This window comes from Sphingomonas sp. (genome assembly GCF_041661885.1).
In the GTDB taxonomy this organism is placed as follows: domain Bacteria; phylum Pseudomonadota; class Alphaproteobacteria; order Sphingomonadales; family Sphingomonadaceae; genus Sphingomonas.
On sequence record NZ_JBAZTL010000004.1, the window covers coordinates 252,176 to 278,403 of the forward strand.

Sequence of the window (26,228 nt, forward strand, 5' to 3'; positions counted from 1 at the left end):
ACCGTTCGTTTCGAGCGAAGCCGAGAAACCCGGCTCGAAATCACGCGTAACCAAAGGGCGCGGAGGTGCATTCCCTCCCCCAGCCCCTCCCGCAAGCGGGAGGGGAGGCAGAAAGGCCGCGCCCTCGTGCATTACGCCAGCGCGGCCTTCACCGCAGCACTCGCCTTGCTCATGTCGAGCGTCGTCGCGTGACGCGCTTTCAGCTCGGCCATCACGCGGCCCATGTCCTTCATCCCCGTCGCGCCCAGCTCGGCCTTGATCGCCTCGATTGCCGCCGCCGTTGCCGCTTCGTCCATCTGCGTCGGCAGGAAGGTTTCGATCACCGCGACTTCGGCGGCTTCGCCATCGGCGAGTTCCTGGCGGCCGCCCTTCACGAACATCTCGATCGATTCGCGGCGCTGCTTGACCATCTTCTGCAGCACTTCCACCACCAGCGCATCGTCATCGTCGGGGGCCTTGCCGGTGCGCGCCTCGATGTCGCGGTTCTTGATCGCGGATTGCACGAGGCGCAGCGTCGCGGTGCCCGCTTTGTCGCCGCCCTTCATCGCGGTGATGAGTGCAGCCTTGATGTCGTCACGAATCATTGAACGTCCTTTTCGGTGGTCGGCGGGTATAGCGGCTTTATCGGATTGACGCATCGCCCCCGCACTCCTAGTCCCCGCCGCTTAGCGACATCGACAATTTTTTAAACGGAGTGCCCGCCGCAATGGCCGACGCCAAACCTCTGCCTGCGTCCAACAGCATCGCTCCCCAAGGCGCCACCGGCGTGCTGGTGCTGTCAACCGGGGAGGTGGTGTGGGGCCGCGGATTCGGCGCGCAAGGCGTCGCCGTCGGCGAAGTCTGCTTCCACACCGCGATGACGGGTTACCAGGAAATCATGACCGACCCGAGCTTTGCCGGGCAGATGATTACCTTTACTTTCCCGCATATCGGCAATGTCGGCGCGAACGCCGATGACGTCGAGGCGGACGAGCCGCACGCGCTCGGCATGATCGTGCGCGAGGATGTGACCGGCCCCAGCAACTTCCGCAGTGCCGAGCGGCTCGATGCGTGGATGGCCAAGCACAAGCGAATCGGCCTGTCGGGCGTCGATACGCGCGCGCTGACGCGGCGCATCCGTAGCAACGGCGCCCCCAATGCCGTGATCGCGCATTCCGCCGATGGCGTGTTCGATGTGCCCGCCTTGCTGGCGATGGCGCAGGCGTGGCCGGGGCTGGAAGGCATGGATCTGGCAATCGCGGTGACGACCCAGACCCATTATGGCTGGGCTGGCGGCGTATGGCGGCTGGGCGAAGGCTATGACACATCGTTCCCCTCCCGCTTGCGGGAGGGGCTAGGGGTGGACCTGACCGCAGAGGACGCGCTTTCCCCCGATGGTGTTCCCTCCCCCAACCCCTCCCGCGAGCGGGAGGGGAGTGCCAAGCGCCCCCACGTCGTCGCGATCGATTACGGCTCGAAGCGCAACATCTTCCGCAACCTCGTGCGCGCCGGGGCCGATGTCTCGGTCGTGCCCGCCACCGCGAGCTTTGAAGACGTAATGGCGCTCGCGCCCGATGGCATCTTCCTGTCGAACGGACCGGGCGATCCCGCCGCGACCGGCGTCTATGCCGTGCCGGTGATCCAGCAATTGCTCGACACCGGCAAACCGCTGTTCGGCATTTGCCTTGGCCACCAATTGCTCGCGCTCGCGGTCGGCGCCAGCACCACCAAGATGTTCCAGGGGCACCGCGGCGCCAACCATCCGGTGCAGCGCCTCAGCGACGGCGCAGTCGAGATCACCTCGATGAACCACGGCTTCGCGGTCGAGCGCACCAGCCTGCCCGCCACCGCGCGCGAAACCCACGTCTCGCTGTTCGACGGCTCCAACGCCGGCATCGAACTCACCGACCGCCCCGCCTTCAGCGTGCAATATCACCCCGAAGCGAGCCCCGGCCCACAGGACAGCCTGTATCTGTTCGAGAAGTTCGTGGGGATGTTGGTGTGACGTCGCCGATCGATCAATCTGTTGGTGGTGACGCGGACACTTGGATGCTGTTCGATCGACTTGCCGACGACGGACAGCCGTTCGTTATTCTCGCGCGTACCGGAAACTCTGTGGTGGAGGATGCGCTTCGCGATAAGCTGGTGACCGTCGTTCATTGTCAAGCTGACCCAACCTTGGTCAACGAAGCCGGCATGCCGCAACACAGCGATCGTCTCTATGCGGTTGAAGAGGGGTTAGCTGCTGAGCTGGCTTTGCTGGATTTCGCGACTTTTCACGTCGCCAGCGTGACCGGAGATGGTGAGCGTCGTATCGTGTTCGCCCATGCCGCACCGATTGAGTGGGACGCAATTCTCGAACGATTTGATATAGCGGGATATTCGCTGGCAGCAACGATACCAAGCGACCGCGCGAAATTGATCGGTCTCGTGACTCCGACGGTGGTCGAACTACAGTTGAACGGGGACCGAAGTGTAATCTCCAATCTTGAGAAGAACGGCGACACGGGCCTTAGCAGCAGGAAAACGGACTTCTGGTTCTACGGACCAAAGGACCGACTGAATCCGTTGGCGGTAGAGTTGGAAGCTTGGGGGTACGGTGTCGATCACTGGCTCGACGATCCGACTGGAGTGGTTCTGACACGTGAAATGCCGGTAGATTTTTCGACGTTTCTGGAACTCACGCCTATCTTGGTAAGAGCGGCAGAACGCCACGACGTTGTGTACGATGGCTGGGAAACGTTTGTCGTTCGCCCGGTGCCTGATCTGGTCGATCCAGTTGGCGATAAGCCAAAGTCCCTGCTGAGCAAACTGTTCGGGGCCAAGAAAAACTAAAATGCCAAAGCGCATCACCACTCAAGAGGCCACCCTATGACCCTCCCAGAAGTCTCCCCCGCGCGCCTCGAAGAGGAATGGGCCGCCGACAAGGATGTGCTCGCTTCGCTGCGCGAGAATGGCGATCGCCCCGAGATCGTCCGCATGGTCGATGTCAGCTTTCGCGGCACCGAGCCTGCGCTCGACCGGCTGGAAGAGGATGCCGAGGAACTGGGCTTTGAAGTGATCGAGCGCGAAGAGGATGAGGAAGGCGAGATCAGCCTGTTCCTCGGCCGCGAGCAGACGTCGGATGACGACGCGATCCGCGCGCTCACGCTCAAATGTCTGCAGATCGAACTGATCTACGACGTGGAATATGACGGCTGGGGCTGCACCGCGGAGGATGGCGCGGAATGACAGGCGTCACGCCCGCCACGGATCGATCAGCGCGACTCCGGTCCAGGCAAAATCCTTCACGTTGCGCGTCGCCACGGGGCAATCGTGTGCCATCGCTTGGGCGGCAATCTGGAGGTCGAGCAGCTTGGTTTCCTGCTTTTGCAATTTGCGCCGAGCCACCAGCGTCCCAAAAATATGCGCTGCTGCCGAATCGAACGATAGCGTGCGACCTGCGTGGGCCAATTCGATATCGGCCAGCCAGCGCTCCAAGGCTGGCCGTCGCGCGGCGGTTGTCGGGTTCTCTATGCCAAAACGGATCTCGGCAATCACGATCGTCGACAACCAAACCTGCGTCGCGTTTGCCGCAAACCAGATCGATACCTGTGGATGCGAAGCGGGGCGATTCAGCGCGCTCCAAACATTTGTGTCGACTAGAATCACAGATCGGGAAACGCGATTTCTTCATGCTCCCTATCCGGGATGTCGAGGGTCGCGCCATTCGCAACGGCCACCAGATGCGCCACAAACTCGGTGCCGGACATCGCTCTGATCCGTTCAGCACGCTCGTCTTCGGGCGAGCGGTAGGTTCGTTCGAGGAGAGCCTTGATCTCCGCTTCCATGGATCGACCATGTCGCGCGGCAGCCAAGCGCGCGCCGCGCTTGATCTCGTCATCAACGTTGCGAATGGTGATACTGCCCATATCGCGTCTCCACTGATTGCAATGCAATCATTTAACCCGAAAGCGGCCTGAAGACCAATGCCAAAGCGCACCGACATCTCCTCCATCCTCGTCATCGGCGCGGGGCCGATCGTCATCGGCCAGGCGTGCGAGTTCGATTATTCGGGCACGCAGGCGATCAAGGCGCTGAAGGAGGATGGCTATCGCATCATCCTGGTCAATTCGAACCCGGCGACGATCATGACCGATCCCGAGCTGGCCGATGCGACCTATGTCGAGCCGATCACGCCCGAGATCGTCGCCAAGATCATCGAGAAGGAGCGCCCCGATGCGGTGCTGCCGACGATGGGCGGCCAGACCGCGCTCAACACCGCGCTGGCGCTGTTCAATGACGGCACGCTGGAGAAATATGGCGTCGAGATGATCGGTGCTGACGCGGAAGCGATCGACAAGGCCGAGGACCGGCTGAAGTTCAAGGATGCGATGACCAAGATCGGGCTCGAAAGCGCCCGTTCGGCGATCGCCCACACCGTCGAGGAAGCGCTCGCCGGGCTGGAGCGCACCGGTCTTCCCGCGATCATCCGCCCGAGCTTCACCATGGGCGGCACCGGCGGCGGCATCGCCTATAATCGCGAGGAATTTCTGGAGATCGTGCGGCGCGGGCTCGACCTGTCGCCGACCACCGAGGTGCTGATCGAGGAATCGCTGATCGGCTGGAAGGAATATGAGATGGAAGTCGTGCGCGACCGCGCCGACAATGCCATCATCATTTGCTCGATCGAGAATATCGATCCGATGGGCGTCCACACCGGTGACTCGATCACCGTCGCGCCCGCGCTGACGCTGACCGACAAGGAATATCAGATCATGCGCAACGCGAGCATCGCGTGCCTGCGCGAGATCGGGGTCGAGACGGGCGGGTCGAACGTGCAGTTCGCGGTCAACCCCAAGGATGGTCGCTTGATCGTGATCGAGATGAACCCGCGCGTGTCGCGCTCCTCGGCGCTCGCGTCCAAGGCGACCGGCTTCCCGATCGCCAAGGTCGCCGCCAAGCTGGCGGTGGGCTACACGCTCGACGAAATCATGAACGACATTACCGGCGCGACGCCGGCGTCGTTCGAGCCGACGATCGATTATGTCGTCACCAAGATCCCGCGTTTCGCCTTTGAAAAGTTCAAGGGGGCAGAGGCCGTGCTATCGACCGCGATGAAGTCGGTCGGCGAAGTGATGGCGATCGGCCGCAACATCCATGAATCGATGCAGAAGGCGCTGCGCGGGCTGGAGACGGGCTTGTCCGGCTTCAACATGGTCGATCGCCTGGTCGGCGCACCACGGGCGGAAATCGAGGCGGCGCTGGCGGTGGCCACGCCCGACCGGCTGCTGGTCGCGGCACAAGCGCTGCGCGAAGGCTTTACCGTCGCCGAGGTCCACGCAATCGCCAAATACGATCCGTGGTTCCTGGAGCGTATCGCCGAAATCGTCGCGGCGGAGGAAGAGGTGTGCCGGAATGGCCTGCCGATCGACGCGGCGGGGATGCGCCGTTTGAAGGCAATGGGTTTCAGCGACAAGCGCCTGGCCTATCTCGCGCTCAAATCCGCCAATCTGCGCGAAGGCATGGATCGCGGCGTCGCGCGCGGGTCGGGGCTGGTGCATGACGCCGTCGTTGCGATGACGGGCGGCGTGACCGAGCAGGAAGTGCGCGCTTTGCGCCACCGGCTCGGCGTGCGGCCGGTGTTCAAGCGGATCGACACCTGCGCCGCCGAATTCAACGCCAAGACGCCGTATATGTATTCGACCTACGAAGCGCCCAGCTTCGGCGAACCCGAATGCGAGAGCCAGCCGACCGACCGGAAGAAGGTCGTCATCCTCGGCGGTGGTCCCAACCGGATCGGGCAGGGGATCGAGTTCGATTATTGCTGCTGCCACGCCTGTTTCGCGTTGGCGGATGTCGGTTTTGAGACGATCATGGTCAATTGCAACCCGGAGACGGTGTCGACCGACTACGACACCAGCGACCGCTTGTATTTCGAACCGCTGACCGCCGAGGATGTGCTCGAAATCCTGCATGTCGAGCAGCAGAACGGCACGCTGGCGGGTGTGATCGTGCAGTTTGGCGGGCAAACTCCGCTCAACCTCGCGCAAGCGCTGCAGGACGCCGGAATCCCGATCCTCGGCACCAGCCCCGACGCGATCGACCTGGCCGAGGATCGCGAGCGCTTCGCCGCGCTCGTCAACACGCTTGGCCTGTTGCAGCCCGCCAACGGCCTGGCGCGCAGCCGCGAAGAGGCGATCGTCGCCGCCGAACGGATCGGCTACCCCGTGCTGATGCGCCCAAGCTACGTGCTGGGTGGCCGCGCGATGGAAATCGTCGATGGCCGGCCACAGCTTGAGGAATATATCCAGACAGCGGTGCAGGTTTCCGGCGAATCGCCGGTGCTGATCGACCAATATCTGCGCGATGCGGTTGAGGTCGATGTCGATGCGATCTCGGACGGCACCGACGTAACGGTGGCAGGCGTGCTCCAGCATATCGAGGAAGCCGGCGTCCATTCGGGCGACAGCGCGTGCTCGATCCCGCCTTATTCGCTCTCGAACGAGGTGATCGCCGAAATCGAGCGGCAGACGGTTGCGCTGGCCAAGGCGCTCTCGGTCGTGGGGCTGATGAACATTCAGTTCGCGGTGAAGGATGGCCTTGTCTATCTGATCGAGGTCAACCCGCGCGCCTCGCGCACCGTGCCGTTCGTCGCCAAGGCGATTGGCGCGCCGATCGCCAAGATTGCCGCACGCGTGATGGCGGGCGAAAAGCTGGCGGATCTACCCAAGGTCGATCGTCACATTGACTATTTTGCGGTGAAGGAAGCCGTCTTCCCGTTCAACCGCTTCCCCGGCGTCGATCCCGTCTTGTCGCCGGAAATGAAGAGCACGGGCGAAGTGATGGGAATCGATCCCGATTTCACGCTCGCCTTTGCCAAGTCGCAATTGGGGGCGGGAACGGTTCTGCCCAAGAACGGCGCGCTGTTCGTCAGCGTGAAGGACAGCGACAAGCCGGTCATTCTCCCCGGCATTCGCGCGCTTTCCGCACATGGCTTCACCATCGTGGCGACCAGCGGCACCGCCGATTATCTGACGGAACATGGCGTAACCGTGGAACGCATCAACAAAGTGGCGCAGGGGCGCCCGCATATCGTCGACCGGATCAAGGATGGTGGAATCGACCTGATTTTCAACACGACCGAAGGCTGGCAGAGCCTGAAAGACAGCTCGCCGATCCGCGGATCTGCGTTGTCGTTGAAGATTCCATACTTCACCACGGCCCCGGCCAGCGTGGAGGCGGCGCTTGCGATTGTCGCGCTTTCGACACGCAGCCTTGAAGTACGGCCCTTGCAATCCTATTATTCGCACTCGCACACCTAATTCCCCACATGAGAAACAACGTGCGGGCGGGCCCAGCAGGGTCGGCCAACCGGGGAATTTTGAAGACGAAGGACGAAGAGGGATGGCTACCGTCGAAAAGATGCCGATGCTGCAAGAGGGCTATGAGCGGCTCACTGCGGACCTGAAACGGCTTAAGGCGGAGCGCCCGACCATCGTCGACGCGATCGAGGAAGCCCGCGCGCATGGCGATTTGTCGGAAAACGCCGAATACCATGCGGCCAAGGAACGCCAGGGCCAGATCGAAGCGTCGATCAGCGATATCGAGGACAAATTGTCGCGCGCCCAGGTTATCGATCCGCGCGACTTGTCGGGCGACAAGGTCGTGTTCGGCGCGACGGTGACCCTGCTCGACGAAGACGACAAGCCTCTGAAGTATCAGATCGTTGGTCAGACCGAGGCCGATGCCAAGGGCGGGCGCATCTCGTACAATTCGCCGCTCGGGCGCGCATTGATCGGGCGCAAGATCGATGATGAGGTCGAAGTGACGGTGCCGTCGGGTGACCGCTATTACGTCGTCTCGAAGATCGAGTTCATCTAAAACCGCTTAAAACGCCCCTCTCCCGCAGTGGGAGAGGGGCAAAGCCCTCACGCGCCCGGCGCGAGCAGATCGGGCTGCAGCAGGCGGTGCAGGTGCACCACCACATATTTCATCTCGGCATCGTCAACCGTGCGCTGTGCAGCAGCGCGCCATGCCTTTTCGGCACTCGCATAGTCCGGGAAGATGCCGACGATTTCGATCGAATCGAGATCGTCGAAATCGAGGCCGCGCGGATCGGTGACACGACCGCCGAAGACCATGTGGAGTTTGCTCATAAAATCACTTTCCCGAAATGCGTTGGGTTCCCGCTCGTCTTAGGAGCGGGATGCCGGTTCGGGAACCTTTTGTGGCAGGTTTATTCGGTGGAAACGGGCTTTTTCCGCTTGCGTGGGGCGGGCGCAGGGGCGGAGGCGGGCGGTGCCTGCTCCGCCTGGGCCTGGTCGACCACCGTTCGCGCCGCCAGCGCGGCGGTGCCGGCGGTTGCCAGTGCCTTGACCACGCCACCCAGCATTTTGCCGACCTGATCGCGGGCGGCATCGCGCGAGAGCCCGAGCACGTCAAATTCGGCCTTGGCGGTATCGCGCGCGGCGTCGATAGCGCCCTGGGCGGTGTCGTTGAGGCGCTTGCCAACGGACTTGAGCATTTTGCGCTCGACCGCACTGCGCGGCACGAATGCGCCGACCAGAACGCCAAGCGCAATCCCGCCGCCGAGGACCGCCATCGGATTAGCCTCAATACCGGCAACGGCCTTGTGGGTTACCGCGCGCGTGGTGCTGGTCGTTGCCGCGATGGCGGTGGAGGCAGCGTCGCGAACCGTATCCACAGCCTTATCCACAGCCTTGATCTTGCGCTTGGCGGGTTTGGCATTGGTCATCGGCGGAGTCCTGTCTTGGAGGGGGGAGGCGAAGAGCGCTGGCGGACCGCACGCAAAATCACGCCCCGCGCCAGAAAAAGGCCAATGGCGGCAAGCGCAATGCCCAGGCGTACCGGGCGACGCCGCGCGCTTTCCACCGCGCCGCGCACCGCATCCACGCCGCGCGCCTTGAGCGTTTCGGCTACGTCCTGCGCAAGCGCTTGCGGGCTGGCGCGATGTTGCAAGGTGCCGATCGTATTTGCCAGGCGGGTGCGTGCTTCTTCTGCCCGTGCCTGGGCAAGGGCGAGACGTGTGCCGATTGTGCGTCCGGTCATGGCAGATCCTCGGTCGCGCCGAACAGCCGCTTGAATTGCCGCATCGAAAACCACCCGAGCAGGATCGCGAGCACGACCAGCGAGCCGACCACCACCGCAGTTGCACCCAATGGCCCGATATATTGCGTCAAAACCAGCAGCGCGCCCACCACAAACGCCGTCAACGCGACCGCCCCCGTGGCGATTGCCGCGACCAGCAACAATATGGCGTCGCGGGCGTCATCGATTTTGGCGACGACCTTCGCCTTTTGCAGTTCGATTTCGGCGCGCGCGACCTGCTCTGCATCGCTGGCGACGCGCGCCAGAAGCGCGGCAAGGCTCTCCTGTTCGACCGGATCTTCACGCCTGTCCATCATCGCCCCCCGGTGTGGCCGGATCAGGCCTTGTTTTCGTGATTGGCGTCGTCGTGATCGGCGGTGAGGCCCGACTGGATCAAGCGCACCAGCACAAAGCCGATTGCGGCAGCCGTACCGATCGCGATTGCCGGGCTCTTCTGCACGAAACCGCGCGCATCCTCGATCAAGTCGTCGAGTTCCTTGGCCTTCAGCCCTTCGGAAAATCCGGCGACCTTGTCGGCGGCGGTGCGGGCATATTGGCCATATTGTTCGCCCAGCTTTTCATCGACGGTGCCCGCGGCATCGTTGATCATCTTAACGATTTCGTCGAGCGCACCACCAGCGCGGGCCTTGCCGTCCTCGGCGTAGGTCTTGGCGCGATCGACGGCTTCCTTGCCGAGCTTGGCGGCGCTGTCCTTCAGCAATTGGGTTGCGCTGAGCGTGGCCTTGGTGGCCTCCTGCGCGGTTTCGGTGGCGGCTGCTTCTACGCCCTTAAGCGTCTCGGACAGATCGTTAGGAGTGGTGGCCATGACAAGCGTCCTTCAGTGAAGTGTCTGCAGCAGATAACCGGCAAGCCCGTATCCCGGTTCCATCGGCGGCCGCAAATGCGCAAGGGGCCCCCCATGCGAATTGCGGGCGTTCGACTTAGCCGATAGAGGCACGCGCGAACCCGTTTAGACCGTTAGAAGGATCGTTCCATGACCGCAATCATCGACATTCACGCCCGCACGATCCTGGACAGCCGCGGCAACCCCACGGTCGAGGTTGATGTGATGCTGGAAGACGGCAGTTTTGGCCGCGCGGCGGTGCCTTCGGGTGCTTCGACCGGCGCGCATGAAGCGGTCGAAAAGCGCGACGGCGACAAGAGCCGCTGGGGCGGCAAGGGCGTCGATGCCGCCGTGCAAGCCGTGAATGGAGAGATCGCCGATGCCGTACTCGGCTTCGAAGCCGAGGATCAGCGCGACATTGACGCAACGATGATCGAACTCGACGGCACCGAAAACAAGGGCCGCCTCGGTGCCAATGCCATCCTTGGCGTCAGCCTCGCGGTGGCCAAGGCGGCGGCGGACGCGCGTACGCTGCCGCTGTATCGTTATGTCGGTGGGGTTTCGGCGCATGTGCTGCCGGTGCCGATGATGAACATCATCAACGGCGGCGAACATGCCGACAACCCGATCGATTTCCAGGAGTTCATGATCGTGCCGGTTGGCGCGAGCTCGATGATCGAGGCGGTACGCTGCGGGTCGGAGATTTTCCACACGCTCAAGAAGGCGCTGCACGAAAAGGGGCTGGCGACTTCGGTCGGTGACGAAGGGGGCTTCGCGCCCAACATCGCGTCGACCAACGAAGCGATCGAATTCATCCTGCGCTCGATCGAGACGGCGGGCTACACTCCCGGTGACGACGTGATGCTTGCGCTCGATTGCGCCGCCACCGAGTTTTACAAGAACGGAAAGTATGAGATTTCGGGCGAGGGCAAGAGCCTGTCGAGCGTCGAAATGGCCGAATATCTCGCCGACCTGACGCGGCGTTATCCGATCTTCTCGATCGAAGATGGCATGGCCGAGGATGATTGGGAGGGCTGGAAGGCGCTCACCGACATGGTCGGCAACAAGGTTCAGCTCGTTGGTGACGACCTGTTCGTTACCAACCCCAAGCGCCTGACGCGCGGCATCGCGGGCGGTTATGCCAACTCGCTGCTGGTCAAGGTGAACCAGATCGGTACGCTGACCGAAACGCTCGAAGCCGTTTCGATGGCGAACCGAGCGGGCTATACCGCCGTGATGTCGCATCGCTCGGGGGAGACCGAGGACTCGACGATCGCCGATTTGGCTGTTGCCACCAATTGCGGACAGATCAAGACGGGCAGCCTCGCGCGCTCGGACCGGCTTGCAAAGTACAACCAGCTTATCCGCATCGAGGAGGAGCTGGAAGGCGCTGGCGTCTATGCCGGACGCTCCGTCATCCGCGCGTAAAAATGTAGTAAATACGGGCTTGATCCACGAGTCGCGATGCGCGAGAATCGCGACCGTGATCAAGAAGCCGTCTCTCCTCCGCACCATGCTGCGCCGCGCCATTGCACCGGCGGCGTTGATGATCGTCGGCGTGTTTTTTGGGGGGTATGCGATCTTCGGGCCGAACGGCGCACTGGCCTATGGCGATATCGAGCGGCAGCTTGCGGTGAAGAAGCAACAACTGGCAATGTTGGACAAAGCCCGCGCCGAGTTGAAGAACCGCGTCGATTTGCTCGATCCGAAACATGCCGATCCTGATCTTGTCGATGAGCTGGCGCGCAAGGATCTGGGTGTGGCGCATCAGGACGAAGTGATCGTCCCGTTGAAATAGCGCGGATATTCCCGATCGGCCGGGCTGGCGCGATCGATCGCAAACTGTCAGCGTCCCGCATTCGGCGAATCAATCGAGATGATGTGGGAGCGTGTATGCGGAAAGTGTTGCTGGCGGGAATCGCCGGATTGGCGTTGGTGTCGTGTTCCGCGCGACCGGCGGAGCCGGTGGGCACGATGGCACCGCTTGCCGCCTTGCCGACGACCGACTGGAAAAGCTTCCGCGACACCTTCATCGAGGATTGGTTCAAGATATCCCCGGCAGATGCGGTGTATCAGGGGCGGCATGATTTCGATGGTGGGCTGGGCGATTGGACTCCCGGCGGGCTGAAGCGGCAAGGCGACTTCTTCCGCGAGGCGATCACCAAGGCGAAGGCGTTCGATACCGCCAAGCTGAGCCAGGACGAGGCGTTCGAGCGCGATTATCTGGTGACGGTTGCGCAGGGCAAATTGTTCTGGCTGGAAGATGCGGATTCGCCGCACCGCAACCCGGCCTGGTATGTGAACGCCGGGCTTGACCCCAACGTCTATATCGCGCGCCATTATGCCGATGCGCCGACGCGGATGCGGGCGATGATAACCTTCCTGCGCAAAATCCCCAACGCGGCGGCGCAGATCAAGGCTAACCTCAAGGCGCCGATGCCGCTCAGCTTTGTCAATTTCGGCGTGGCGGCGTTCAACGGCTTTGGCGATTATTACACCGGCGACGCCAAGAAGGCGTTTGCCGACGTGAAGAGCCCGGCTTTGCAGGAGGCGTTCGACAAGGCAGCGATGGCGGCGTCCAAATCGATGCACGATCTTGGTAAATGGGTGGAAGGCCAGCGCGGAACGGCAACGCAGGACTTTGCGCTCGGGGCCGACCGTTTCTCGCGCATGATCAAGATGACCGAAGGCGTCGATGTACCGCTGGCCACGCTGGAGGCGGCGGGCAAGGCCGATTTGTTGCGCAACCAGAAGGCGCTGGCCGAGGCGTGCGCGCACTTCGCGCCGGGCGCGACGATCCCGGCATGTATGGCCAAGATGAACGCCAACAAGCCCGCCAATAGCGATCCGGTCGCCGAAGCGCGCAAGCAGATCCCCGAATTGCGCGCGTTCGTGCTGGCCAACGATGTCGTGACGATCCCCGACAACGAACAGGCTTTGGTCGAGGAGAGCCCACCCTATAACCGCCAGAACAGCGCCTATATCGATCCGCCGGGGCCGTTCGAGAAGGGCATCCCCTCGGTCTATTACATCTCCCCGCCCGACCCGTCGTGGAGCAAGGCCGAGCAGGAGGGCTTCATCCCTGGCAAGATGGATTTGCTGTTCACCTCGGTCCATGAGGTGATGCCGGGGCATTTCCTGCAATTCCGCCATGCCAATGCCTCGCCATCGATCTTCGGGCGGCTGTTTGTCGGCTATGCCTTTGCCGAGGGCTGGGCGCATTATACCGAGGAAATGATGTGGGAGGCGGGGCTCCACAAGGGCGATGCGGAGACGCATATCGGGCAATTGTCGAATGCGCTGCTGCGCGATTGCCGTTTCCTCTCGGCGATCGGGATGCACACGCAGGGCATGACGCAGGAGCAATCGCGCAAGATGTTCGTCGAGCAATGCTATCAGGACGAGGGCAATGCCAAGCAGCAATCGGCGCGCGGCACCTATGACCCGGCCTATCTCAATTACACGATGGGCAAATTGATGATTCGCAAGCTGCGCGCCGACTGGACCGCGGCGCACAAATACCCCTTGGGCGGGCGTGTCGGGTGGAAGGCGTTCCACGACCAGTTCCTGCGCTATGGCGGGCCACCGATCCCGCTGGTGCGCAAGGCGATGCTGGGCGGTGATGGCAAGGCGGTGTTCTGAAGCTGCGGAAGGCCGGTCAGCGCACTTGGCTGGCCGGCTGGACGTCCGCGGCTTCTTTCTCCTGCGGCATACGGATCGAGGGGCGCAGGCGCGCCAGGCTGCATAGCCCGGCGATGAAGGCGAGCCCTGCCGCAACCAGCGGTGGGGTGGCGCCGCCACCGACGCCGAGCGCGAGCAAAGCGGCGACCAGCGTCGCCCCGGTCGTCTGGCCGAGCAAGCGCGTGGTCGAGACGAGGCCGCCCGCCGCTGCTGCCCGCTCGCGCGGGGCGCTGCCGATGATGAGCCGCGCATTGGGTGGCAGGAAAGTGCCAAACCCGCCACCGCACAGCGCCATCCGCCAGATTACGTCGAAATGCGTCGGGTGCGCTGGCATGTCCGCGATCAGCAACAGCGCGACGATCGAGATCGCCATGCCGATCCCGCCCAATACCCCCGCCGGAATGCGGCTCGACAGCCAGCCCGACAGCGGCGCGACGATGATGTTGGTAAGCGGCCACGGCGCCATCAACAGGCCCATTTCAGGCGGCGTGAAGCCAAATTCGCTGGTCAGGCGGAACGGCATCGAGATGATGAGCGTCATCGAGGCGATGAAGGCGGTATACGCCCCGATCACCGACAGGCGCAGCACCGGGCGTGCGAGCAGGTCGATCGGCAGGATCGGATCGGTTTCCCGCCGTTCTCGCCGTACGAAATAAACGCCGACCAAAAGGCCGCTGAGCACGATTGCCGCCGATATGACCGGGCTGTCGCCATGCACCGCGGTTTCCAGGCCACCAATGACCAGCCCGAACATCGCGGCGCACATCACGCCGCCGATCACGTCGAACGGGGTATTGCCGGGCGGTTCATCGGGCAGGGCGCGGCCGAGGATCAGCGATCCGATCGCGAAGGGGACGGCGCTGGCGAACACCCACGGCCACGGTGCAACGCCCAGGATGAAGCCGCCAAGCGAGGGGGCGAGCGCGGCGCCCGCCGACACGATCGCGGAATTGATGCCCAGGCCGCTGCCGAGTTGCTGGGCCGGATATGTGGAGCGGATCAGCGCCGATGATACACTCAACGCGGCGGCAGCCCCCATTGCTTGCGCCGCACGCACGATCAGCAGGAAGGGTAGGCTCTTGGCGAAAAAGCACAGTAGGGTGGCGATGGTGAACACCATCTGGCCGATCTGATACAGGCGTTTCAGGCCAATGCGCTCGCCCAGACCCGCAAAGGGCAACAGCAGCATGACCAGCATCAACTGATACACTGTCACCACCGACACCGCCGCCGAACGACCAATGTGGAGGTCACGCGCGATCGTTGGCAGCGCGATATTGGCGACGCCACCGTCGATGATGATGAGCGCCGTACCGAGGCAAAGCGCCGCGATGGCCGCATAGCGGCGGGGCAGGGGAAGGCCGTCGGTCATCGATGCGTGCCTAATCCTCGGCACGCGCGGTGCAAGCGGCCTTTCTCCCCTTATAGTCAGCCGGGCGGAACTTTGGCGACCGTGTCGTCGCAAACTTGGCAATGTTGTTTCACATCGTATTTGCCACTTCTTTTCGGCGGGTCAGTCGGGTGACCAGCCCGGTGGTGCGAGCTCGAAGCCGACGAAATCAAAGGCCGGAGTAACGACGCAACTGACCAGCGCCCACCCGGAGCGCGCTTCTGCCGATTGCCAGGCGCTTGCGGGCACGATCGCTTGCGGGTTTTCCCCGGACAGCACATGCTCGGTTCGGTCGATCAGCAAGGTGAGCGGCGCGCCGTCGTGCCACAACCACATTTCGGTCGCATCGACGCGGTGCCAGTGCGAGCGTTGCCCCTCTTCCAGCAAAAACAGGATCGCCGTCGCCAGCCCGCGCCCACCATCGGGGGCGGGCTGGCGCATCGTTTCACGATACCAGCCGCCCTCGGGGTGCGGCGCCAGATTGAGCGAGGCGATCAACGGATGGGGCATTGCGCTTTCTGTGGTTCAATTCAGGGCCGATTCCCCCATCAGAACGTCAGCTTCACGTCGGCGGCAAAGCTGCGTTGCGGGAAGGGATGGAAGAGAAAGTATTTATCGTTGTTGACGTTATCGATCCCGAAGCCGAATTCCAAATGTTTGGCCACCCGGAACTGCGCGCGCAGATCGACGACGAAGTATTTGTAGAAGCCCTGATACGTGTTGCCGACGATGTCGTTGTTATTGAGCGCCCCGTAATTGCGGCTCGCGTAGCGCGCGGCGGCGGTCAGCGCGACCGCATCGACCGGTCGCCACGTGGCGACGGCTGTTGCTTTCCAGTGCGGCACGCTTGGCAGCAGCTTGCCGATCGCGTTGGGGAAAATTGCATCCTTCGTGGTGATGGCATCGGCATAGGTCACGCTGCCCGACACATCGATACGCGGCACGATGTTCTTGCGGGTGATGTACAGCTCGACACCACGGGCGCGGGTTTCATCGACATTCTGGACATAGGTGCCCTCCGCAGCCGGGATTACCGGCAACGGGCCGGTCTGCGAAATGAGCGCGTTCTTCACCACTTCGTTGAACAGTGACAACCGAACGGTGCCGTGGCTGTCATGCTGCTCCAACGCCAATTCCAGCGACCGTGCGCGTTCTGGGCGAAGGCTTGGGTTTGGGACCGAGGGAACCGGCGTGGTGACGATTTGATAGAGTTCCCCGACCGTGGGGAAGCGCCACGCCTGCCCGAACGACAGGCGAGCGGTCAAATGATCGTCAATCGCATAGGCGAGGGCCGCCTTGGGCGAAAATTTGGCGCTGGTCAGCACCGGCTGGTTGACCGGGCCGATCACGGGCGATTGCGAGAAATTGACCCCGCCATACGCCCGCCACCATTCGTAGCGGCCGCCAAGCGTCAGCGTCAGCGGTGACAAAATGCGCCACGCATCCTGCGCCCACACCGCATAGGTGCGGGTCTTGCCGCTGCCTTGCAGGTTCAGCGTGCCTTTCGACCCGTTCACCCAGTCGGTCGTGTTGTAGCGATTGCTGTCGAGTTCGTACCAGTCGGCATGGGCGCCGAAGCTGACCGTATGCGTCGCCGCCGCGTCCGAGCGCCACGCGCCCTTGGCGTCGAGCGTTTTCCAGCCGGTCCCGGCGAGATCGGTGAGGAAGCCTGCGCCCCCCGTCTGCCCGGCCGGCAAGGCGGTATCGGAAATCCGCTGTTCGTCCTTGTCGACATCATAAAGCGTGCCGATCACCTGCCAGTCGAACCGGCTGCCACTGCCGTTTAGCGATAGATTGTGCGACCATTGCCGCTGCTCGGTGTGATAGACGTTCCCCGCAAAGGTGCTTCGGGAGACCGAATAGGCCCGCCCATCATTGTTGATCGATCCGGCATAGAGCGGCGCGCCCGTGGCGGTGTTGGTGAGGTAGCTCTCGACCGTGGAATCGGTCGTGTTCAGGAACAGGCTACCAACATAGGTCAGGCGCAGCGCCGACGACAGGTCGAGCGCTGCTTTGATCTTGAAGCGGTCCTGCACCTGATGCTCGAACCCGGTCGCGCCCAAAATACGGATTGCGCCGCCCGTGCGGTTCAGGTCGTTGAAGCCGCCGGTGGTTGGCGTGCCGGTCGCGCTTGTCGCCGCCGGTCGGGTTGCTGTCGCAAAGCCCAATGGCTGGCTGTTGCTGTCAACATGGTCGGCGCTCGCGAAAACCGCCAACGGCCCGAACCGGTCGCCGATCGTGCCACCGAGCTGATACGCTGGCAGCGTGCGGTGGGTATTGTACAGATCGAACTGCTGGACCGTGGTGCCGGCCACCAGCGTTCCCTCAAATGTACCGGGCAGGCGCGTCGTGATGTTGACGACCGCGCCGATCGAATTGCCGGAATAGGCCGCCGAAAACGGGCCATAGAGCACATCGATCCGCGCGATTTCTTCGGTCGATACCAGGTTCCAGCGCGGGCTGGCCGAGGTGTTGTTGTTGCCGATCAGCGCCGACAGGATCGCGCCGTCGGCATAGATCAGGCTGCGCGCGCTGGCGCCGAGTCCCGAGGTGCGCGTCGCCAGCGGTGCCTGGCTGTCGCCGATATGGCGTTTGCGGACGACGAGGCTGGGCAGATATTTCAGCGTATCCTCGACGTTGCGGGCGTTGATCGTCGTCGCGATCGTCGCGGCATCGACCGATGCCTTGGAGGCGGGCGCGTTTTCGATCGTCTGCGTGCGGCGTTGCGCGGTGACGAGGATATCCTCGTCGCTGGTGGTCGCGGCGGGGGTAGCGGCGTCTTCGGCAAAGGCGGGCGAGGCGATGGTGGCGGACGCCAGCAACGCCAACGCGCGCACGGCGGCGCGCGAAGGGATGATCTTCATGAAAAGGGCTTTCGTCTGACGGAAGGGAAAGGCGTCAGGCGAGCGTAGGTGGTCCGGTCTTGGGCGGCGGCGGGGCGGCAAGGCCAAGGCCCGGGCGTGCGAAGATGTACAGCAGCGTCGGAACGTCGGAATGATCGAGCGGTGTCGAGACCGGATGAATTTCGGTCGCGAGATCGAGCGCCGTGCTGGCGGCGGCGAAAGCGCAGGGATGGTCGGCAGACTGGCCATCGTTATGATGCCCACCACCGTGATGCTGCATGTCGGCGGCCATGCCGGGCATGGCCGGCATGGGGCCGAAGCCCGAGCAAATCACCATCGTCGGCGTGCCGTCGGCGCCGGTCGACCACATGAAGCCCTGCGGCACGAGCACGCGCACTGCGAGCGCGCAGAGCAGCAACGCGACCGCACAGGCGCGATAGAGGTTACTGGTGCGCAGGAGCGACATGCGGCGGGTGCTACAACTGGCGGCTGCGCAACTCAAGGGAGACGGAACCGATCGCCGCCGAGTTGGTTCTTGCTGCAGCGCACCATTTTGGGTACATCGCTGGCATAAACATTCCCGAGTAGCAGGGCGAAGCTGTGCAAAATCCCTCTGGGCCGACCGGCCCCGTTCCGACCGTTTTCGAAGCCATCGTGCGCAAGCGCTGCCTGCGGGCCACCTATAATCGCACCGACATCACGCTGGCGCCGCACATCATCTACACCCGCCACGACGACCTGTTCGTCGATGGCGTTGTGCTCGAACGCGATGGCAAGCCGCCGCGCGAATTGAAGCTTGGCACCTTTAAGCTGGCCGGGCTCAACGGCGTCGGGCTGACCGAGCGCGACTTTGATGCCAACCCGCTGTTCGCCGCCAACGACCCGAAATATGGCGAAGCCGCGTTGATGGCGGTCGAAGCTTAACGCCCGCGCGCCGCCAAATGGCGGCGCACCTTTGCGACCAGGGCAAGCGCCGCGCCCGCGACGGCGGCGCCGATCAGCATATCCGCCAGATAATGCGTGCCCTCGACCGGGGTTGCGAGCAACATCGCGGTGCTGAGGACCACGACCGGCCCGCGCAGCCGGAGCAACGGCCAGCCTGCCGCGATGTACAGCACCGCACTTGCCGTGTGGAAGCTGGGGGCAGAGACGAGCCCGCGCAGCGATCCCAGATCGACCTCCAGCAATATATGCGCGCGCAATTGCGGAATCAGCTCCGCTTCGTACAGCGCGCTTTCGGGCAGATACGGGACCGGGCCGTGCCACAGCGTGGCGAGCGGCCCCACCGCCGGAAGATAGCGGAACAACAACAGGCACAGCACCGCCGCGACCCAGAAACTGGCGAGGAAGGCGCGGCCCTCGGTGCGCTTGTCGGCCCAGGCGCAATAGCCGAGGATGAGTGCGGGGGTGACGAAGATGCTCTGGTAGGCGGCGGTCCCCAGCACTTGCAGCGTGCGATGCGCGGCGACGGCACGATACCAGGCGAGCCAGTCGAACCGCAGCGCCACGTCGATTTGCTGGAGCAGCGGATCGATGCTGCCGCGCGTATCGGCGGCAAGCGGATAGGTGGCGACCGCGCCGAGCAGGGCGATGCCGGTGAACAGGCCGACCGATTCCGACAAATCGCGGGCAACGCGCTGTGCCGGGCTGGCAGGGGCCCGCATGGCATAGCGCAAGCCGAGCGCGAGCGCGGCGAAGGCCGAGAAGATCAGCGAGCTTGGCGTGCGTGGGTTGATCGTCATCCCCGCATCCCACAGCAACGCCCCCACGCACAGGGTGCTGATGGCGAGACCGAGCGCGAGCCAGCGTCCGGGGATGAGGCCGGGCTGCGCCGCGCTGCCGGGGTAAAGCGGTGCCGACAGCGGGAAGAAGGTGGTGGTGGGACGGTTCACGGGGCGCCTGATGAGCAGACGATGTTCGCAATCGCCGACTGGGAAGGGATAAGCGTTGCCGCAAACGGCTACCCTCCATGACGTGAACTTTTTGTGACGTCCAGATGACATTTGCCGGAGGAGGGAGCGTTCCCCCTCCTCCGGCCGGAATTAGCGGTAGCACACCGTTACGCGGCGGTGATGGCGCCATTCGGTGTGGCAGCGCGGCCGGTGGCGATCGCCACCATAATAACGGCGATGGTCGCGCCAGTCGCGGCGCTCTTCGCGATGTTCATAGCGGCGGTCATACCGGTGGCGATCACCGCGATAGTCCTGCGCGGAAGCGGCGGTGGAAACACCAAGCCCGGCAACCATGAGCCCGGCGGCGATAAGGTGGGTCAGCTTCATGTCCTGTCCTTTCGGCCCGTCGATCGGGCGTGAGACTCCTTTACGCTTTACTGTCGCGATGGTTGCTGAACGCGTCTGTAGGGCTGCGTACAGCTTGGCGGGTTACAGCGCGATGCCGAGCCGCGGCGCGAGCGCGACCATGCCAAGATACAGCAACACCGTCAGCGCGCAGCCGAGGCCAAGCGCGGGCCAGAAACCGATGCCTGCGCGCAGCAAGGCGGGAATGACGAGGAACATCGGCAGCGAGGGCAGCACATACCAGAAGGTCGCCTGGACATGCGCTGCCATGTTGGCGGGGTCGGGCTTCTCGCCCCACAGCCAGATCATGCCGAGCACCGACACCAAGGGCAGCGCCGCCACCAGCGCACCGAACCCCGGATAGCGCTTGGCCAGCGTCGAGGCGATGGCAATCAGGATGCCCGAGATCAGGGCCTTCAGCGCGAGGAACAGCATGGCCCCTATATGCGGCCGGGCGCGGGCGCAGGCCAGCGGCATTGCGCATCGGGCGAAGGTAACGAAGGTAAGCCGACGGCTCCGCGCGAGCACGCCGAAGCGTTGGCGACGGGCGACGAGCCGCGTGCCGGGGCGCGGTCATTCGGTGCGCTCATCGGGTGCGGGCGTCTCGTCCAGCGCTGCCAGCGCCGCGTGCAAACTCATGGCATCCGGCTCGACCGGCGGCATCGCGCGCAGCACGGCGAGCACCAGCCGATTGTCGAACACGCGCCGCTCCCCGATTTGCCGCCCGCGATAGAAGATCGGTGTCGCGGTGCCGGTGAGCGCGCGTTCGATCGCCAGATCACGCGCGCGGTCCCGCCCTTCGCCGAGCGCCGCCTCCCACGCCGCCACGAAGCTTTCCGCCCCGGCGCGCTTGCGCAACGCGTAAGCCGATTTCGCCGACATCCCGACCGCGCCCGCCGCCGCCGAGACCACACCGATGCGGGCGAGTTGCTCGAGAAAGGCGCGCTGGCGCTCGGGCGTCCAGCCGTCATGCCGGGTCGAGCCGCTTGGTACGGGGGTGAAGGCGATGTCTGGCGCAGCGGGGGCTGCGGGGTTGGGCATTGCGGGCGGCGGGGCAAAGCGGGGGCGCATCGCCGAGTTTATGTCATGGCGGTGGGGTTGTAGGACAGCGGGGTTTTGGGGGTAGTGTCTCAGTTTGAATTAGGAGGGGGATGGGCTGCTCGGGGTCGAACCGAGATTGAACCGGTGTAAACGGCGCGTCCTACCTTTAGACGACAGCATATTTAATATGGCTGCCAACAGTGACGGGTTCAAGCCACTCGCTTTTTGGGCGGGATTTAGGTGGATCGGGTGGCGGTTTGGATTTTTTAGATTCCTTGGCAGGAAGGGGCATGGAAGCGCCGACCATATTCCTATATACCTACTCACTGCCGCAGCGGCATTGGGTAGGTGATGCAGTGGGTACCAATACGGGCGAAGGATCTCGCAAGGGAGCAGTGAAGGGAAGAGTGCAGGCGCTTAACCCGGTGACAAAACGTTACGTAAAAATCGATACGAGCAGTGGCCGAATTATCGATCACAAAAAAACTGCCGGACCCTACAAGGGAATTCGAGAAGCCAAATCGCCTTCAGACAAAAAGTAGGCCCTATTGCCTCTTATATTCTCGCCTCTTTCCGAAGAAACGATTGACCTTCCGGCATTACGCCTTTTACCGCGTCACGCATTTGTGATGCGTCAGATTGGAAATCCCCCGGCGATAGACAGTGCAATGGCTGCCTTGATTACAGGAAGTTGTGGGATTCGTGGACTGACGACAATCGACGCGGTCGCGTCGACTGGCAGCAAGGACTATCTTGAACGTATCATCGGTTTGATTCGCGGAACTGCTGTTACTATTGCGATTTTCTCTCACGAAACTCGCCCTACTGCATTAGCCAATATTGCCTTGGAGCTTGGTTTCGCTGCAATGTTCGGCAAGCCGATCATGATCGTTAAGTCACGCGCTGCGATAGCTCCTTCTGACTTAAAGAGAACGGACTGGATTGAATTTGAGGACGGCCAGGAAGCCGAATTTGAGCACAGGGTGGGCTTGGGGCTAGATGAGTTGGATAGCATCGCCGCCTATCAGGAACTGCTCCTAGATACCTCGCTCGATGCGCCCGAAATGGACTGTGCGGTTGCCTTGGAGCGCGCAATAAAGGCCTTTCTCCTCAGCGGAGAGGCGCGATTGTTGGACAAAGCGGAAATCATTCGAGGGCGATTGCAGCCGATTCAAAACCAACCGCAGGTGGACGACCTAAAGCGGCTGCACAAGGAGGTCGCAACTTTCATACGACAGGGTCGACAGACGATCGCCTAAAACCCCTCCACCGTCACAAAACTATCCATCACCCGTTTCCGCCCTGCGGTCTCGAAATCGATCTCCAGCTTATTGCCTTCGATCTCGGCGATCAGGCCGTAGCCGAATTTCTGGTGGAACACGCGCATCCCGACCGCCACGTCCGAGCGGCCTTTGTTGCCGAGGCTGATCGCCGAGGCGCGGGATTCCTGCACGCGGCTGGGCTCGCGCGAGAAGGTGCGGCTGGTGAAATCGCCGCCGGGCTTGGTGCCCCCGATCCCCGCTGCGCGTTGCCAGCCGGGGCCGCGACCGGTGCCGCGTGCGACATTGGCGAAGGGGTCGGCGCGTTCGGACCAATTGGCGCGCCACAGGCTCTCGCCGCCTGCCAGGCTCGATTCCGCCTCGATATGTTCGGGCGGCAATTCACCGACGAAGCGGCTGGGGATGCTGCTTGTCCATTGGCCGTAAATGCGGCGGTTGGCGGCGTGGAGGATGATCGCGCGGCGGCGCGCGCGGGTGATGGCGACATACGCCAGGCGGCGTTCCTCCTCCAGGCTCCTGGTGCCGCCTTCGTCGAGCGCGCGCTGCGACGGGAACAGCCCTTCCTCCCAGCCGACCAGGAACACCGTGTCATATTCCAGCCCCTTGGCGGCGTGGATCGTCATGATGGTGACCTTGGGGTCCTCGGCCGAGGCCTCATTATCCATGACGAGGCTGACATGTTCGAGGAACGCGCCCAGCGTCTCATATTCCTCCATCGCGCGGACGAGTTCGGTGAGGTTTTCGAGCCGACCCGCCGCCTCGACCGATTTGTCGGCCTGGAGCATGGCCGTATAGCCGCTTTCGTCGAGGATGATGCGCGCCAGCTCGCCATGCGGCAGTTCGGTCATTTGCGCGCGCCACCGCGCCATGTCGATGACGAGATTGCCGAGCGACTTGCGCGCGGCGCCGGTCAGTTCATCGGTATCGAGCAGACGCGCGGCGGCGGTGACCAGCGGCACCTGCTGCGCGCGGGCGAGTTGGTGGACCTTGGCGACGGCCTTGTCGCCCAGGCCGCGCTTGGGGGCGTTGACGATGCGATCGAAGGCGAGGTCGTCGGCGGGCTGAGCCACCACGCGCAGATAGGCGAGCGCATCGCGGATTTCGGCGCGTTCATAGAAGCGGAAGCCGCCGATGATGCGATAGGGGATGCCGGTGGCGATGAAGCGGTCTTCGAATTCGCGCGTCTGGTGCTGCGCGCGGACGAGGATGGCGATCTCGTCCAATGACCTACCGCCGCGCTGCGCGCTTTCGATTTCCTCGCCGACGCGGCGCGCTTCCTCGGGGCCGTCCCATACGCCCAAGACCTTGACCTTCTCGCCCGCGTCGAGCTCGGTCCACAATTGCTTGCCGAGGCGGCCGCTATTGTTGGCGATCACGCCCGAGGCGGCGCCGAGGATGTGCGGGGTGGAGCGGTAATTCTGCTCCAGCCGGATGATCCTGGCGCCGGGGAAATCCTTCTCGAACTTCAGGATATTCTCGACCTGCGCGCCGCGCCACGAATAGATCGACTGGTCGTCATCGCCGACACAGGCGATGTTCTTGCGCTCTTGGGCCAACAGGCGCAGCCACAGATATTGGACGCTGTTGGTGTCCTGATATTCGTCCACCATGATATATTTGAAGCGGCGCTGATAGTCGGCGAGCACGTCGCGGTCGCGCTGCAGGATGACGAGCATGTGCAGCAGCAAATCGCCGAAATCGCAGGCGTTGAGCGCGATCAGGCGGGTTTGATAGGCGGCGTACAGCTCCTGCCCGCGGCCATTGGCGTAGAGCTCGCTCTCGCCCGCATCAATCTGGGCGGGCGTCAGACCTTTGTTCTTCCAGCCGTCGATGAGGCCTGCGAGTTGGCGCGCGGGCCAGCGTTTTTCGTCGAGATCGGCGGCCTGGATGAGCTGCTTCAGCAGCCGCAACTGGTCGTCGGTGTCGAGGATGGTGAAGTTGCTTTGCAGCCCGACCAGCTCGGCATGGCGGCGCAGCATCTTCGCGCCGATCGCGTGGAAGGTGCCGAGCCACGGCATCCCCTCGACCACATCGCCGACCAGCCGCCCGACGCGGTGGCGCATCTCGCGCGCGGCCTTGTTGGTGAAGGTGACGCTGAGGATCTCGCTCGGCCACGCCTTGCGCGTGGCAAGCAGGTGCGCGAGCCGCGCGGTGAGCGCGGCGGTCTTGCCGGTGCCGGCCCCCGCCAGCACCAATACGGGGCCTTCGGTGGTCAGCACGGCCTCGCGCTGCTGCGGGTTGAGGCCCGCGAGATAGGGCGGGTCCTGCGGGGTGGGGGCGGGGAGCATCATCGGTGAACAGGTAGGGAACGCGGGCGCCGCGGGCAAGCGCGTCGTGCAGGGGGGCGTTACGCCGTCGGGCTTGGGAGCGGATCGCTGCGCGGACTACCGATCGCGGTTTCGGCGGTGCGCGTGGCGGCGAGCGTGCGCATCAGGCCGAGATATTTGTCGGTGGCCGATTCGATCGTGAAGGTCGCGGCGGCGGCGCGGCGTGCGGCGATGGTCCTGGCCGAATCGGGCGGGATCGTCGCCATCGCTTCGGCCAGCGCGGCGGCGTCGCCGGTCGGGACGAGATGGCCGAGCGTGCCGTGGCCGAGCAGATCGGCCATGCTGACGCAGCAATCGGTCGCGACGATCGGCAGGCCTGTCGCCAGCGCCTCGATCACCACGGCGGGCACGCCCTCATAATCCGAGGACAGCACGAAGGCGTCGGCCTCGGCCAGCCAGCCGTCGAGCGGATCAACATGGCCGGGTATATAGACCGACCCGGCAATGCCGAGCCGTGCGGCCTGCGCCTCAAGCGCGCGGCGTTCGGGGCCTTCGCCGAGGATGCGCAACGTATCGTCGGCCTCGGCGATGCGCGCGAAAGCATCGAGCAGCAGCGCGAAATTCTTCTGCGGGGCGAGGCGACCGACCGCGAGATAATGACGGCCCGGTCGCGCGCGCGCCGCCGCGTCGCGCGCGGCGGCCAGGCGACACAGGTCGGCATCGGCGAGCGCCGGGTCGGCGATCACGCTGATCCGGCTTTGCGACACGCCGACCAGCCGCGCGATTTCACCCCGCATCGCCGGGGCCATGCCGACAAAATGGTCGAGATGGCGGCCTTGGATACGCAACCAGCGGTGATAGGCATACCGCAGCGGCGGCGACATGTCGGGACGGACGAGATCGTTGCTGATCTTGACCACGATCGGCGGACAGGCGCGCCCGAGTGTCAGTTTCAGCGCAACCGCGAGCGCGGTATAGGTGTTGCCGGCGCAGAACAGCACATCGGGGCGCTGCTGCGCGATCATGGCGCGGAGGCCGCGCAACAGCGCAGCGAAGCGCGCCACGGTATGATGACGCGGGGTAGCGCCGATTTGCGACACGGCTTGCAGCGCGATTGGTGGGGCGATGCTGGCATCGGCCAGCACCATCTGCGCATCCGCCCCGGCCCTGACCCACGCCGCGTGCAGGCGCGCAGCGATCCGTTCGACTCCGCCGGGCGCAAAGCTGTGCAGAAAGGTCAATATGCGTAGCGGCGCACGCTGCGGCCCATTCGCGAGCGAAGCGAGATATCCCTGCGCGCGTCGTGCGGTGTCGACCGCTGTCGAGGCGACGTCAACCGTGATAGCAGTCCCCCCTCAACGCCGTTCCCTGAGCGATGGCTGTGCATAAGCGAGCAGGAAGCGCTGTGCAAATCGTTCGCCGCGTCGTTCGCCGTCGGCCGGGGTTGACCGCATCCATCTGCGGACCACAAGGCGACATTATGGTGCGCAGCAGCGTGCCGCCGCGTACCTTTGAG

At 63.7% G+C, this 26,228-nt stretch carries 29 protein-coding genes; 11 read left to right on the forward strand and 18 right to left on the reverse strand.

What is annotated here, in order from left to right:
- Positions 1 to 131: 131 nt before the first annotated feature.
- Positions 132 to 584 (reverse strand): GatB/YqeY domain-containing protein, encoded by a 453-nt coding sequence (locus tag WC704_RS09970; RefSeq protein ID WP_372889766.1) that lies wholly within the window; start codon positions 582 to 584, stop codon positions 132 to 134.
- A gap of 122 nt (positions 585 to 706) precedes the next feature.
- On the opposite strand from WC704_RS09970, the gene carA reads away from it, so the two are divergent.
- From carA to WC704_RS09985, 3 genes are read left to right on the forward strand one after another with little or no spacing between them, the layout of a single operon-like run.
- Positions 707 to 1,984 (forward strand): glutamine-hydrolyzing carbamoyl-phosphate synthase small subunit, encoded by a 1,278-nt coding sequence (gene carA, locus WC704_RS09975; RefSeq protein WP_372889767.1) that lies wholly within the window; start codon positions 707 to 709, stop codon positions 1,982 to 1,984.
- A complete protein-coding gene (locus tag WC704_RS09980; protein ID WP_372889768.1) occupies positions 1,981 to 2,814 on the forward strand; it encodes a ribonuclease E inhibitor RraB in 834 nt (277 codons plus the stop codon). The genes carA and WC704_RS09980 overlap by 4 nt, the downstream gene beginning before the upstream one ends.
- A 36-nt stretch (positions 2,815 to 2,850) precedes the next feature.
- Positions 2,851 to 3,210 carry a ribonuclease E inhibitor RraB gene (locus WC704_RS09985; protein WP_010408179.1) on the forward strand — a complete coding sequence of 120 codons (360 nt, stop codon included), beginning with the start codon at positions 2,851 to 2,853 and terminating at the stop codon, positions 3,208 to 3,210.
- A gap of 6 nt (positions 3,211 to 3,216) precedes the next feature.
- Here WC704_RS09985 and WC704_RS09990 read toward each other — a convergent pair whose 3' ends face one another.
- The gene (locus tag WC704_RS09990) at positions 3,217 to 3,630 is read right to left on the reverse strand and encodes a PIN domain-containing protein (protein ID WP_372889769.1); all 414 of its coding nucleotides are present in this window, start codon (positions 3,628 to 3,630) and stop codon (positions 3,217 to 3,219) included.
- Positions 3,627 to 3,890 carry a plasmid stabilization protein gene (locus WC704_RS09995; RefSeq protein WP_372889770.1) on the reverse strand — a complete coding sequence of 88 codons (264 nt, stop codon included), beginning with the start codon at positions 3,888 to 3,890 and terminating at the stop codon, positions 3,627 to 3,629. Before WC704_RS09995 ends, WC704_RS09990 begins: the two co-directional genes overlap by 4 nt.
- Before the next feature lie 57 nt (positions 3,891 to 3,947).
- Between WC704_RS09995 and carB the strand changes: the two genes are divergently transcribed.
- Complete coding sequence (gene carB, locus WC704_RS10000) at positions 3,948 to 7,283, forward strand: carbamoyl-phosphate synthase large subunit (RefSeq protein ID WP_372889771.1); 3,336 nt, start codon at positions 3,948 to 3,950, stop codon at positions 7,281 to 7,283.
- A gap of 82 nt (positions 7,284 to 7,365) precedes the next feature.
- On the forward strand, positions 7,366 to 7,842 hold the full coding sequence (gene greA, locus WC704_RS10005) for a transcription elongation factor GreA (protein WP_372889772.1): 477 nt from the start codon (positions 7,366 to 7,368) through the stop codon (positions 7,840 to 7,842).
- Between the two features lie 47 nt (positions 7,843 to 7,889).
- On the opposite strand, the gene WC704_RS10010 is transcribed toward greA, so the two are convergent.
- The 5 genes from WC704_RS10010 to WC704_RS10030 all read right to left on the reverse strand — a co-directional run bounded on the left by WC704_RS10010 (position 7,890) and on the right by WC704_RS10030 (position 9,895).
- Positions 7,890 to 8,117: a DUF4170 domain-containing protein gene (locus tag WC704_RS10010; RefSeq protein WP_372889773.1), complete on the reverse strand. Its 228-nt coding sequence runs from the start codon at positions 8,115 to 8,117 to the stop codon at positions 7,890 to 7,892.
- A gap of 80 nt (positions 8,118 to 8,197) precedes the next feature.
- Positions 8,198 to 8,716 (reverse strand): hypothetical protein, encoded by a 519-nt coding sequence (locus WC704_RS10015; RefSeq protein ID WP_372889774.1) that lies wholly within the window; start codon positions 8,714 to 8,716, stop codon positions 8,198 to 8,200.
- Positions 8,713 to 9,030 (reverse strand): DUF3618 domain-containing protein, encoded by a 318-nt coding sequence (locus WC704_RS10020; RefSeq protein ID WP_372889775.1) that lies wholly within the window; start codon positions 9,028 to 9,030, stop codon positions 8,713 to 8,715. The genes WC704_RS10015 and WC704_RS10020 overlap by 4 nt, the downstream gene beginning before the upstream one ends.
- Positions 9,027 to 9,383 (reverse strand): phage holin family protein, encoded by a 357-nt coding sequence (locus WC704_RS10025; RefSeq protein WP_372889776.1) that lies wholly within the window; start codon positions 9,381 to 9,383, stop codon positions 9,027 to 9,029. The genes WC704_RS10020 and WC704_RS10025 overlap by 4 nt, the downstream gene beginning before the upstream one ends.
- A gap of 23 nt (positions 9,384 to 9,406) precedes the next feature.
- Complete coding sequence (locus WC704_RS10030) at positions 9,407 to 9,895, reverse strand: hypothetical protein (RefSeq protein WP_372889777.1); 489 nt, start codon at positions 9,893 to 9,895, stop codon at positions 9,407 to 9,409.
- Between the two features lie 168 nt (positions 9,896 to 10,063).
- On the opposite strand from WC704_RS10030, the gene eno reads away from it, so the two are divergent.
- The 3 genes from eno (at position 10,064) to WC704_RS10045 (ending at position 13,555) form a co-directional block, all read left to right on the forward strand.
- Positions 10,064 to 11,341, forward strand: a complete 1,278-nt coding sequence (gene eno, locus WC704_RS10035; protein ID WP_372889778.1) for a phosphopyruvate hydratase — start codon at positions 10,064 to 10,066, stop codon at positions 11,339 to 11,341.
- Positions 11,342 to 11,426: 85 nt separating this feature from the next.
- Positions 11,427 to 11,711: a septum formation initiator family protein gene (locus WC704_RS10040; protein ID WP_372889886.1), complete on the forward strand. Its 285-nt coding sequence runs from the start codon at positions 11,427 to 11,429 to the stop codon at positions 11,709 to 11,711.
- 95 nt (positions 11,712 to 11,806) lie between these two features.
- On the forward strand, positions 11,807 to 13,555 hold the full coding sequence (locus WC704_RS10045; protein WP_372889779.1) for a DUF885 domain-containing protein: 1,749 nt from the start codon (positions 11,807 to 11,809) through the stop codon (positions 13,553 to 13,555).
- A gap of 16 nt (positions 13,556 to 13,571) precedes the next feature.
- Here the strand turns inward: WC704_RS10045 and WC704_RS10050 are convergent, their stop codons facing one another.
- The 4 genes from WC704_RS10050 to WC704_RS10065 form a co-directional block, all read right to left on the reverse strand.
- Complete coding sequence (locus tag WC704_RS10050; RefSeq protein ID WP_372889780.1) at positions 13,572 to 14,966, reverse strand: MFS transporter; 1,395 nt, start codon at positions 14,964 to 14,966, stop codon at positions 13,572 to 13,574.
- Between the two features lie 141 nt (positions 14,967 to 15,107).
- The gene (locus tag WC704_RS10055; RefSeq protein ID WP_372889781.1) at positions 15,108 to 15,494 is read right to left on the reverse strand and encodes a cupin domain-containing protein; all 387 of its coding nucleotides are present in this window, start codon (positions 15,492 to 15,494) and stop codon (positions 15,108 to 15,110) included.
- A 38-nt stretch (positions 15,495 to 15,532) separates the two neighbouring features.
- On the reverse strand, positions 15,533 to 17,848 hold the full coding sequence (locus tag WC704_RS10060) for a TonB-dependent receptor (RefSeq protein ID WP_372889782.1): 2,316 nt from the start codon (positions 17,846 to 17,848) through the stop codon (positions 15,533 to 15,535).
- A 34-nt stretch (positions 17,849 to 17,882) separates the two neighbouring features.
- Positions 17,883 to 18,293, reverse strand: a complete 411-nt coding sequence (locus WC704_RS10065) for a hypothetical protein (RefSeq protein WP_372889783.1) — start codon at positions 18,291 to 18,293, stop codon at positions 17,883 to 17,885.
- 134 nt (positions 18,294 to 18,427) lie between these two features.
- Between WC704_RS10065 and WC704_RS10070 the strand changes: the two genes are divergently transcribed.
- Positions 18,428 to 18,751, forward strand: coding sequence for a hypothetical protein (locus WC704_RS10070; protein ID WP_126845409.1), 324 nt, complete (start codon positions 18,428 to 18,430; stop codon positions 18,749 to 18,751).
- On the opposite strand, the gene WC704_RS10075 is transcribed toward WC704_RS10070, so the two are convergent.
- From WC704_RS10075 to WC704_RS10090, 4 genes are all read right to left on the reverse strand, one after another.
- The gene (locus tag WC704_RS10075; protein WP_372889784.1) at positions 18,748 to 19,719 is read right to left on the reverse strand and encodes a phosphatase PAP2 family protein; all 972 of its coding nucleotides are present in this window, start codon (positions 19,717 to 19,719) and stop codon (positions 18,748 to 18,750) included. The genes WC704_RS10070 and WC704_RS10075 overlap by 4 nt on opposite strands.
- Before the next feature lie 150 nt (positions 19,720 to 19,869).
- Entirely contained in the window at positions 19,870 to 20,106 is a 237-nt protein-coding gene (locus tag WC704_RS10080) for a hypothetical protein (RefSeq protein ID WP_372889785.1), read from the reverse strand.
- A gap of 102 nt (positions 20,107 to 20,208) precedes the next feature.
- On the reverse strand, positions 20,209 to 20,559 hold the full coding sequence (locus WC704_RS10085) for a DUF3147 family protein (protein ID WP_372889786.1): 351 nt from the start codon (positions 20,557 to 20,559) through the stop codon (positions 20,209 to 20,211).
- Positions 20,560 to 20,697: 138 nt separating this feature from the next.
- Positions 20,698 to 21,195, reverse strand: coding sequence for a hypothetical protein (locus WC704_RS10090; protein ID WP_372889787.1), 498 nt, complete (start codon positions 21,193 to 21,195; stop codon positions 20,698 to 20,700).
- A gap of 260 nt (positions 21,196 to 21,455) precedes the next feature.
- Here WC704_RS10090 and WC704_RS10095 point away from each other — a divergent pair, with 260 nt between their 5' ends.
- A complete protein-coding gene (locus WC704_RS10095) occupies positions 21,456 to 21,707 on the forward strand; it encodes a hypothetical protein (protein WP_372889788.1) in 252 nt (83 codons plus the stop codon).
- Between the two features lie 126 nt (positions 21,708 to 21,833).
- The gene (locus WC704_RS10100; RefSeq protein ID WP_372889789.1) at positions 21,834 to 22,424 is read left to right on the forward strand and encodes a hypothetical protein; all 591 of its coding nucleotides are present in this window, start codon (positions 21,834 to 21,836) and stop codon (positions 22,422 to 22,424) included.
- Here the strand turns inward: WC704_RS10100 and WC704_RS10105 are convergent.
- The gene (locus WC704_RS10105) at positions 22,421 to 24,736 is read right to left on the reverse strand and encodes an ATP-dependent helicase (RefSeq protein WP_372889790.1); all 2,316 of its coding nucleotides are present in this window, start codon (positions 24,734 to 24,736) and stop codon (positions 22,421 to 22,423) included. The two genes, WC704_RS10100 and WC704_RS10105, sit on opposite strands and share 4 nt — an antisense overlap.
- A 56-nt stretch (positions 24,737 to 24,792) precedes the next feature.
- Complete coding sequence (locus WC704_RS10110) at positions 24,793 to 25,953, reverse strand: glycosyltransferase (RefSeq protein ID WP_372889791.1); 1,161 nt, start codon at positions 25,951 to 25,953, stop codon at positions 24,793 to 24,795.
- Positions 25,954 to 26,228: the final 275 nt, after the last annotated feature.